At 72.3% G+C, this 9,496-nt stretch carries 7 protein-coding genes and 1 pseudogene; 4 read left to right on the top strand and 4 right to left on the bottom strand.

Going from position 1 to position 9,496, the window contains the following annotated elements; all coding sequences use genetic code 11:
- Positions 1-1,173, bottom strand: a 1,173-nt coding sequence (locus AWZ10_RS30765; protein ID WP_060892597.1) for an FAD-dependent oxidoreductase, incomplete at its 3' end; no start/stop codon positions are given.
- A 162-nt stretch (positions 1,174-1,335) separates the two neighbouring features.
- Here AWZ10_RS30765 and AWZ10_RS54080 point away from each other — a divergent pair.
- Positions 1,336-1,476: pseudogene (locus tag AWZ10_RS54080) on the top strand (PPOX class F420-dependent oxidoreductase); the annotation flags it as partial.
- A gap of 205 nt (positions 1,477-1,681) precedes the next feature.
- Here AWZ10_RS54080 and AWZ10_RS30760 read toward each other — a convergent pair.
- Positions 1,682-4,450, bottom strand: a complete 2,769-nt coding sequence (locus AWZ10_RS30760) for an alpha/beta hydrolase (protein WP_060892596.1) — start codon at positions 4,448-4,450, stop codon at positions 1,682-1,684.
- Between the two features lie 288 nt (positions 4,451-4,738).
- Here AWZ10_RS30760 and AWZ10_RS30755 point away from each other — a divergent pair, with 288 nt between their 5' ends.
- On the top strand, positions 4,739-5,152 hold the full coding sequence (locus tag AWZ10_RS30755; protein WP_046709143.1) for a hypothetical protein: 414 nt from the start codon (positions 4,739-4,741) through the stop codon (positions 5,150-5,152).
- Here the strand turns inward: AWZ10_RS30755 and AWZ10_RS30750 are convergent.
- The gene (locus AWZ10_RS30750; protein WP_078935716.1) at positions 5,125-6,636 is read right to left on the bottom strand and encodes a flavin-containing monooxygenase; all 1,512 of its coding nucleotides are present in this window, start codon (positions 6,634-6,636) and stop codon (positions 5,125-5,127) included. The genes AWZ10_RS30755 and AWZ10_RS30750 overlap by 28 nt on opposite strands.
- A gap of 1 nt (position 6,637) precedes the next feature.
- Entirely contained in the window at positions 6,638-7,660 is a 1,023-nt protein-coding gene (locus tag AWZ10_RS30745) for a patatin-like phospholipase family protein (protein ID WP_060892595.1), read from the bottom strand.
- A 160-nt stretch (positions 7,661-7,820) separates the two neighbouring features.
- Here AWZ10_RS30745 and AWZ10_RS30740 point away from each other — a divergent pair, with 160 nt between their 5' ends.
- Positions 7,821-8,429: a TetR/AcrR family transcriptional regulator gene (locus tag AWZ10_RS30740; protein WP_060892594.1), complete on the top strand. Its 609-nt coding sequence runs from the start codon at positions 7,821-7,823 to the stop codon at positions 8,427-8,429.
- A gap of 85 nt (positions 8,430-8,514) precedes the next feature.
- The gene (locus AWZ10_RS30735) at positions 8,515-9,414 is read left to right on the top strand and encodes a WD40 repeat domain-containing protein (protein ID WP_159058397.1); all 900 of its coding nucleotides are present in this window, start codon (positions 8,515-8,517) and stop codon (positions 9,412-9,414) included.
- Positions 9,415-9,496 lie beyond the last annotated feature (82 nt).

Here is a 9,496-nt window from a genome sequence, read left to right as displayed (position 1 = left end):
CGGGGCGAAGCCGGGGTGGCTGTGCTCGACCGACCGGGCGGCGGCGCGGGCGCTGGTCGCCTCCGCCACCGGGCGGCGCTCGGCGTCGTACGAATCCAGCAGGCTTTCGCCGGCCCAGCCGCCGAGCACCGCCGCCAGCTTCCAGGCGAGGTTGTGGGCGTCCTGGATACCGGTGTTGGAGCCGAAGGCCCCCGTGGGGGACATCTCGTGGGCCGAGTCGCCGGCCAGGAAGACACGTCCCGACCGGTAGCTGCGGGCGACGCGCTGGGCGGCGTGCCAGGGGGCCTTGCCGGTGATCTCGACGTCGAGGTCGGCGACCCCGACCGCGCGGCGGATGTGTTCGGCGCACCGCTCCTCGGTGAACTCCTCCAGGGTTTCCCCGTGTTCGGGGTGCCAGGGGGCGTGGAAGACCCAGTTCTCCCGGTTGTCCACGGGCAGCAGCGCCCCGTCGGCGTCCGGGTTCGTCAGGTAGCAGACGATGAAGCGGCGGTCGCCGACGACCTCGGCGAGGCCGCGGGAGCGGAAGGTGACGCTGACGTTGTGGAACAGGTCGCCGGGTCCGCTGTGGCCGATGCCGAGCTGTTCGCGGACGGGGCTGCGGGGGCCGTCGGCGGCGATGAGGTAGTCCGCGCGGATGGTGGTGTGCTCGCCCGTCTCCCGGCTCTTGACGATCGCGGTGACACCCGAGGGATCGCTGTCGAACGACATCATCTCGGTGGAGTACCGCAGATCGCCGCCGTACCGCGCGGCGTGCTCGATCAGCACCGGCTCCAGGTCGTTCTGGCTGCACAGACACCATGAACTGGGGCTGAACCGGGCCAGGCCGCCGCCCGCGTCGATCTCCTTGAAGAGCCACTCGCCCGCGTCGCCGACCAGGGTGGGCGTCTGCAGGATGCCGTGGTTGCCGGCCAGCGTGGCGGCGGCCCGCCGGATGCCCTGCTCGACGCCGGCCGCCCGGAACAGCTCCATCGTGCGGACGTTGTTGCCCCGGCCGCGCGGATGGATGGAGGTGCCGGCGTGCCGCTCCACGAGCATGTGCGGCACCCCCAGCCTGCCCAGGAACACCGAGGCCGACAGGCCGACGAGGGAACCCCCGACGACGAGGACCGGGACGTGGTGGGTCGTGGTGCCGGTGGGGTCGGTCCGGTCAGGGTTCTGCTTCATCGGTTTCATCGCTCAACTCCAGCGCGTCGTGTCCGCCGACTCGGCCGGATAGGGCCGGGGGCTTCATCCATGCCCCGCACCAGGAATCCGGGACCGGGCTTCACCCGCTTAGAGGGTCCTGACAAAAGCGTCGGACGTGTCGGAGGGTGACCCACCGTTGGCCGCGCGGGTGAACCGATCGACGCGGCGACCACCGCCCGCTTCCGGTGGCTCCTGGCCCGCAAGTACGGCGTCGTCGGCCGGCTCACGCCTTTCGGCAGGAGGCTGCGCCGGGGGCCGGACGGGACGGTCGGGATCCGCGTGACCTCGTGAAGCGCGGGGCCCGGACAGACCGGACCCCGCACAAGAGGGTGCTCACGATCCCTCGTACCTCGTACCTCGTACCTCGTACCTCGTACCTCGTACCTCGTACCTCGTACCTCGTACCTCGTACCTCGTACCTCGTACCTCGTACCTCGTACCTCGTACCTCGTACCTCGTACCTCGTACCTCGTACCTCGTACCTCGTACCTCGTACCTACGGCTTGTCGAGCACCGTCCCCGTCAGCACCGGACTGTCCGGCAGCGGCTCGGCGTGCCTGTCGGTCAGTGCGAGGCGCATCGACTCGGTCGGCTCGGCCACCTGGTCCCGCACGATCGGCACGTCGAAGTCCACGCTGGTGTTCCCTGGCGGGATGTTCACCCACACCCACAGTCTCGCGTCGGACAGCGGCCGCTCGGGGTCGGGCACGTCACCGGACGATTCCCTGAGCCACTGCGGGTCCGCGTCCTTGGTGGACAGCTCGGCGCCCTCGGTGACCGGAAGCACCCGCACCGGCACCCAGTTGTCCACCGCCGTGGGCTTGTCCACGGACAGCCGCCAGGTCAGCGTCTCTCCCTCGGTCACCCGGTCCGCGACCGGCGACAGGGTGATCACCGGCTCGGGGTCGTCGTTCTCGACGACGACCCCGCCCCGGTGCTTGCCGACGACGGCGTGGTGGACGGCCTTGACGACGATGTCGTGCTCCACGTCGTCGCCGTAGACCGTGTCGCCCTTCACCTCTACCGGTACGTCGATCGCGTCGCCGCCGGGCCGTACGGTCACGAGGCGGTCCTCGGCCCGGCCGCTGTCCGGGTCGAGGACGTACACGCGGACCTGCCCGCTGCCGTGCCCGGAGATCTCGACCGGGATCCGGTAGGTGCGGGTGCCCGAGTCGCCCTCCTTGACGATCGTGCGGCCCACGTCGACACGCGGCAGTGCGGTCGCCTTCACCGCCGAGGTGCCGGGCGCCCAGCCCCAGGCGTCCATCAGCCAGGCCCGCCCGGACCGCGAACGGGACTTCAGCTCAAGGGACTTGACATGCCTCAGGTCGAGCCCGGCCCGGGTCGCGGCCGACAGCGGGACACGTAGCTCCTGAGCCCAGTAGGAGGCGGTGTTCGCGGAGCCCGGGAGCCCGTCCACCCGGACCGAGCCCAGGGTCGCCCGACGGTTGGAGGAGTCGGTGACGGACACGTCGAACTTCGTGCCGGTCGTGTTCGGCGGTACGAAGACCCGGAGCGCGAGCTTCCGGGAGCCGCGCAGGGAGAGCGGCTCGGCCGGAGTGATACGCGCGGCCCTGCCCGGCGCCGACCACTTCAGCGCCACCGCGCTGCGGCCGGTCTCCTTGTCCGTCTCCCACGACGCGAAGTGCGGTGACGATCCGGGCGTCTCCGGGTCCAGGCAGGCCACGGCCGGGTCGGGGTCGATCGCCGAACACAGCCGGGCGCCGGTCACCTTGGCCCCGCCGTCCGGCAGGAAACCACCGCTGCGGCGGCCGCCGACCGCGTGGGTCAGCACCCGGGCCGGGTCCGCGGACGGGGCTCGCCTGCCGGAACCGTCGAGCAGCGGACGCACCCGATCGTCCCCGGCGACGAAGAGCCGGGCCGCGGCGGCGATGTACGTGGCGCCCGCCTTGTGCTGCTGGGCGGCGGTCAGCCGGGTCGCGGCCCCCGGCGCGCACACCGGGTCCGGCTGCTCCGGGTCGACCCCGGAGTCGTCCCTGGCCGGTGCGACGGCCTCGCCCGGGGTCCACTCGCTGTTGAAGTAGTTGTGGTTGGCGCCGGCCATGTAGACCGCGCTGTGCAGTGCCGTGCCCCGGCTGATCCCGCGCGTCCCGTCGACGAAGTTCTCGCCCTGCAGGTCCGACACGTCGCCGTCGCAGCCCGGCAGCAGTGTCACGGACGGCACGTCGGCGACCGGGTTCCCGCCGTAGATCGTCGGTCCGATGAGCACGGTCCCGCGCACCTTCCAGCGCACCGGGCCCCGGTAGCCGTCCTCGGCGGCCGGCGGCGGGTAGAGGCTGTCCATGGCGGCCCGGTTGACGCCCTCGCCACCGCGCGAGTGGCCGACGAGCAGGACATGGGAGAGGTCCGCCTTCGCCGCCTTGCGTACGACGGCCGGGGCGGAGGAGCGATGGGCGGTCCAGTCGGCCCAGCGGGCGAGGTGCTGCCGTACCAGCGAGGAACGCGCCTGCGCGCCGGCGTCCTCGGCCTCCTCGTCCTGGGCGTTGATGCCGTTCGCCGAGATCGACACCGTCACATAGCCCTGGGAGGCCAGCAGTTGCTGGTCGCGCAGATAGCCCTGGTGGCTCGGGATCGGCTTGTAGCCGTCCGCGCAGGGCCAGTCGCCGGTCACGTCGTCCTCGGAGCCCGGCTTGTAGCAGGTGTTGTGGCGGCCGTGCAGGAACAGCGCGAGCGGCCGGCTGCCGGTGGCACCCTTCGGCGCCACCACCTCGGCGGTCATCTCCACCGGGGTGTCGAATCCGGGCAGGCGCACCGGGTCGAGGCCGTACTCCCCGGCGACCGTGCGGTACGAGCCGGGCCTGCCCGGATCGACGCCGTTCGCCGACGCCTGCGCGGGCATCCGTGCCACGCGCGAGCCGGACCCGTGCGTGTCGTCGGCCGCCGCGTCCAGGCGGCGCCCCGCGGCCGTCACCTGAAGGTCCGTCAGCTGCTCGGGCCGAGCCTCGCCGAGGGCGAGCCGGAAGGTCCGCCCGTCCCTCGCCGGCTTCGGCGCCCCGAGCGGCCGGTCCCCGCTGCGGAACTCGATCCGCGCATCCCCCATGGGCACGGCCTTCGGCGCACGCCAGACCAGCTCACGCGCCCCGCCCTCCCCGTCGATCCGCCACCCCCGCGGCAGTGGGGTGTCGTCCGTCGCGCTCAACAGCCGCGGTTCGTGCGGCTGTTCAGCCTGTGCCGGTTCGGGCAGGCCCGCCAGGGCCGCCAGCACCGCCACGGCGGTCACACATATTCGCCGGGCACGGATCAATGATCCTCTCCTCAACACCCCATGCGCAGACGTCCCGTCGGTCCCGGGCGCCTCTCACGTCACCTAGGACGGGGGAGGGGTGTCTGTGGGTTGACCGTGAGGCGACGCCGACAGTGGGCGAACCATGCGATCAAGGCAGTGCGGCTGATCGCGCTCCGACGCGTCGTCGCGCGGCATGCCGGTTGCCATGTCTTCGTGAGCACTAACCGGATGCCCCGCGCAGGTACTCGGGTCGAGCTGAGTACCTGCGCTCTGGTCGGCGCGGGGGCGTGCCGAGAGGCTGGGGACATGAGCCAAGGACCCCTGAAAACCCTTTCCCGGTCGGTGCCGACCCTGGTGACGGCCGTGGCCTCGCTGACCATGTGGGCCGTGTGGCTGGGCTGGGACCAGCACCGTGATGTGCATCCCGACGGTTCGTCGACCGGCCCGTACGAGGCGTGGCAGGTGATCGGCCTGGTGCTGACCCTGCTGATACCGGTGGTCTGGGCGGCGTCCAGGCGCCACATCGCGGGCGCTGTCGTCGGTACCACGGCCGGCCTGACCGTCGCCTGCTTCTACGACTGGTCGGACGACTCCAGCGGCCTCTTCGTCATCGGCGTCACGATGGTGATGCTGGGGACCGCCGCCGTGACCACGGGCCTGTCCTTCCTGATCGCGGCCATCCGGCGGCGGCCTCAGCCGGCGGCACCCGTCACGGCATAGGCCTCGGGGTCGAACCTCGCCAGCCGCCGGCGCATCCGGCCCGTCGACCAGGGCCAGCTGAAGCTGTTGAGGCCGTTGTCGTCGAGGTAGTAGCTGGAGCAGCCGCCCGCGTTGTAGACGGTGGACGGCAGCGCCTGCTGGACCTCGGCGTGGAAGGCGGCCTGCACCTCGGGACGTACGTCCATACTGGCCCAGCCCGCCGAGCGGAAGTGCCGCACCGCGCCCGCCACGTAGTCCAGTTGTGCTTCGAGGACCGTGTACGCGGAGGAGTGGCCGGTGCCGAGGTGCGGTCCGAGGAGGACGAACGCGTTGGGGAAGCCGCTGACGGTGGTGCCGAGGTAGGCGTCCGGGCTGCCCTTCCAGTGGTCGTCGAGGCCGGCACCACCGGCGTCGAACACACGCTGCGCGATGGGCATGTCGAGGATGTGGAAGCCGGTGCCCAGGATGATCGTGTCGACGTCCGCGCGGCTGCCGTCCTCGCCGATGACACGGCTGCCCTCGACGGCCTTCACCGCCGTGGCGTGCACGGTGACGTTGGGCCGGGTCAGGGCGGGATAGTAGGTGTTGGAGAGCAGGAGCCGTTTGCAGCCCAGGGTGTAGTCGGGGGTCAGCGCCCGTCGCAGGGCCGGGTCCTTGACGGTGGCCCGGAGGTGGAGCGTGCCCACCTTCTGCACCGCCCGCAGGAGGGCCGGGTGGCGGAAGCCGACGCCGAGGGCCTCCAGCGCCGCGTACTCCGCGCCCCGCAGTGCCCGTTGGGCTCCGGGGAGACTCCGCAGCAGCCGGCGTTCGGCGCGCGGTACCGGGTGGTCGGGCTTGGGCAGCACCCACTGGGCGGTGCGCTGGAACAGGTGGAGCCGGCCGACGCGGGGCTGGACGGCGGGCACGAACTGCACGGCCGAGGCGCCGCTGCCGACGACGGCCACACGGGTGCCGGTGAGGTCGTGGTCGTGGCGCCAGCGCGAGGAGTGGAAGACCTCGCCGGGGAAGCCGGCGAGGCCGGGTATGTCGGGGAGCAGGGGTTCGTGCCAGGGCCCGGCCGCCGCTATCAGGAACCGGGCCGTGTAGTGGTCGCGGCTGGTCTCGACGTGCCAGCGGGCCTCGGCGGGGTTCCACTGCGCCCGGGTGACCTCGGTGCCGTAGCGGATGAGCGGGGTGATGCCGTACGCGGCCGCCGTGGCGCGGAGGTAGGAGTGGATCTCGGGCTGGCCGGCGAAGGCCCGCGTCCATTCCGGGTTGGGGGCGAAGGAGTAGGAGTACAGGGCGGAGGGCACGTCGCAGGCGCAGCCCGGGTAGGTGTTGTCGCGCCAGGTGCCGCCCAGGTCGTCCGCCTTCTCGACGAGGACCAGGTCACGTACGCCCGCCTCGCGCAGCTTGACGGCCGCTCCGATGCCGGAGAGACCACTGCCGATGATCAGCGCCTCGACGTGGCGGGTCTCGCGGGTGACGGTTCCGGCCGGGCTGTCGGGGCTTTCGGGCTGCGGCATCTCAGGCTCCTGTCCGGGCGTCGGTCTCGGCGTCGGCGGTGGCGGTGGAGTCGGCGGTGGCGCGTACCGCCTCGCGGACGAGGGCGCGTGTCGTGCGCAGGGAGGTCTCCAGGACCGTCAGGCGGCGCCGGGGGTCCATGAAGTTGCCGCCCATCACCTCCAGGTCGGCGGCGCTGGGCTCGATCCGGACGACCCGGGTGCCCGCCGCGCACAGCGCGGCGCACTCCGCGTCGAGCGTGCGGGTCATGACGCGGCGCAGCAGTGCCTCCGCGCGGCCGAGCCCCCGGCGCGGTCCGGGGGAGCGGGAGCTCATGGGCGCGATGACGTACACCTCGTCGAGTCCGCTCGGGATCAGGAGGTCGGCGGACGCGGTGGAGAGGATGCCGCCGTCGGCGTAGCGGCGGCCCCCGACGCGTACGGGCGGGAACCAGCCCGGCACCGCCCAGGACGCCCGCAGCGCGTCCCGCAGGGCGACCGGCCGGGTGTCGGGGTGCCCGAAGACGGTACGGCGGCCCGTGTCGAAGTCGGTGGCCACCAGCCAGGTCGCCGGATGCCGGACCCACTGTCCGGGAGGCGTCAGACAGTCCGCGAGGGCGGCCAACCAGCGGGCGTCGCCGCGGCCTTGGGGAAGCAGGCCGGACAGCCCGGCCAGCGCCGGAGCGGTGCGGCCCAGCGCGTGGCGTGCCAGCCGGGGCGATCCGAGGAAGGCCGCGGGCCGGGGCGGAAGCGCCCGGGGCGGGGTGGCGAAGTGCCGCAGGAGTTCCGGACGGGCGTCCTGCCGGCCCAGCTGCGCGGCCAGCAGCTCCGCCACGCCGACACCGGCACCGAGCATCGCCGCCACCTCGGCCCCGGCGGAGGTGCCCACCAGGACCTCCGCGTCGCGCGGGTCCCAGCGCGTGGCCTGCTGGAGCGAGTGCAGGGCGCCGGTCGTCCAGGCCGCGCCGAGCGTTCCGCCGCAGCCCAGGACCAGTCCCCGGGACGGGGTCGTGCGAGAAGGGGTCGTTCGTGTGCTCGTCGCGGTCACTGAGGTCTCCGCCCATTCGGGATACCGACGAGATCCGGATACTAGCGGTATCCGAAAGCGGTGGACAGACCGTGCCGGAGTTAGGATCCGGGGGCTGGGAGAGTGCGGAACCGCGGGAGGTTCCCGAGAACGCCGTGCAGGACGGGAGAGGGAGCGAGACATGGCCCGCCTCAGCCGCGTCGAGAGTCAGGAACGCACGCGTGAGCGGCTCGTCGCCACCGCGCGGCAGCTGTTTCTCTCCGACGGGTACGCCGCCACCTCGCTCAGCGACGTCGCGGAGACGGCCGGCTACTCCAAGGGTGCCGTCTACTCCAACTTCCGCAGCAAGGACCACCTGTGCCTCGCCGCGCTGGACGACATCCGGGCCGAACAGCTGGCGCTGCTCACGGACGCCGTGCTGGGCGAGGCCGCCCTCGACGACCGCCTGGCCGCCTTCGCCGCCTGGGCCGAGGCGCACATCGGAGACGAGGCCTGGACCACGCTGGAGGTCGAGTTCCTCACCAGCGCGCGTCATGACGACGAGCTGCGGCAGGAGATCACCGCGCGCGTCGCCGCGGTCCGCGAGGCCCTGGCCCAGCTGCTCGACGCGCTCGCCCAGGAGCGGGGCGTCCCCCCGGCCATGCCCGCCGACCGGGCCGCGATGGCCCTCCTCAGCCTGGGCATCGGCCTCGGCGTCCAGCGCGTCGCCGACCCCTCCGTCCCCACCGCCGTCCTGACCGACACCCTGCGGCTCGTCCTGCGCATGAGCGACCCGGAGGCCCGGGGGTGACTCAGTGGTGGTGGCCACAGCGGAAGCGAGCGTCCCCGGCTTCCTGAACCACAAAACGCCCATCCGGTACTTTGAGGTCGTGATCATGGACAGGGTCGGGAACCGGTTGTGGATCGGGCCGGAGCAGGCCAAGTGCCCCTTGGCCACCGTCGATCTGGCCTCCGGCGAGGTGCTGCCGGATCCGGAGTACGCGCAATGGGAGCCGATGGGCGTCTCCCGGGACGGCACCCTGCTCGCGCTGACCCGGCCGTGCGTGTTCCGGGGCACGAACAAGTCCGAACTCGTGGTGCTGGACGTGCATGCGCGGCAGGTGCGGCTGCACACCCGTGACCATCTGGTGTACGGGGTGGTTTTCTCGGCCAAGGGCACCCACGCCCTGATCGAGGCGTACGGCGGTAAGCCCTGCCTCTACCGCCTCGACGGGCCCGAGCGAGTTGCCAGGGCGGCCAAGGACTTCAGGCTCTTCTGCGGTGATACCGACCCGTTGCGGGACAGGTTCACGGTGTCGGCCGAGAAGCTGAACGGGCGGGTGTACCAGACCGATCTGGTCACCGGTGACCTGGAGGAGGTCCGGCTCGCGCTGCGCTCCCCCATCGGGCAGCTGCGCTACTCACCGGACGGGTCAAGGGTTTTCACGGCCGGCAAGGACGACGTGGTGACCTGTTTCGACCGCTCGTGGGAGGTGGTGTGGCGGCGCGACTTCACGCAGCTGCCCGACGGGCCTTCCGGAGTGTGGTCGTCGATGTCGGGGCTGCTCGTCTTTCCCGGCCGGCTCGGGGTGGTCGCGGGCGGTACGGCCGCCAACAGGTGGGGCACGGAGTACCTGCTCAACGCGGCAACGGGTGAGTTGGTGCACCAGGTCGAGGCGCGTCAGGGGCGAGGGCTGCCGAAGGTGGAGTTCGGCGACTCGTCCGTGATCCTGTTCACCGGGCGGGTGCTCGATCTGGCCACCGGCGAGGTGGGGCCGAGGCTCTGGCCCTCCTGACCGGTGGGCACCGGTGAGCGGTGCCCACCGATCGGTGCTGCGGAGGGTCAGGCGGAGGCGCCGGGCCTGGTGTTCTGCTGCA

Source organism: Streptomyces europaeiscabiei, assembly GCF_001550375.1.
Taxonomy (GTDB): Bacteria; Actinomycetota; Actinomycetes; order Streptomycetales; family Streptomycetaceae; genus Streptomyces; species Streptomyces europaeiscabiei.
Note: the sequence above shows the minus strand (reverse complement) of the source record. Positions and strands in the feature narration are given on the sequence as shown.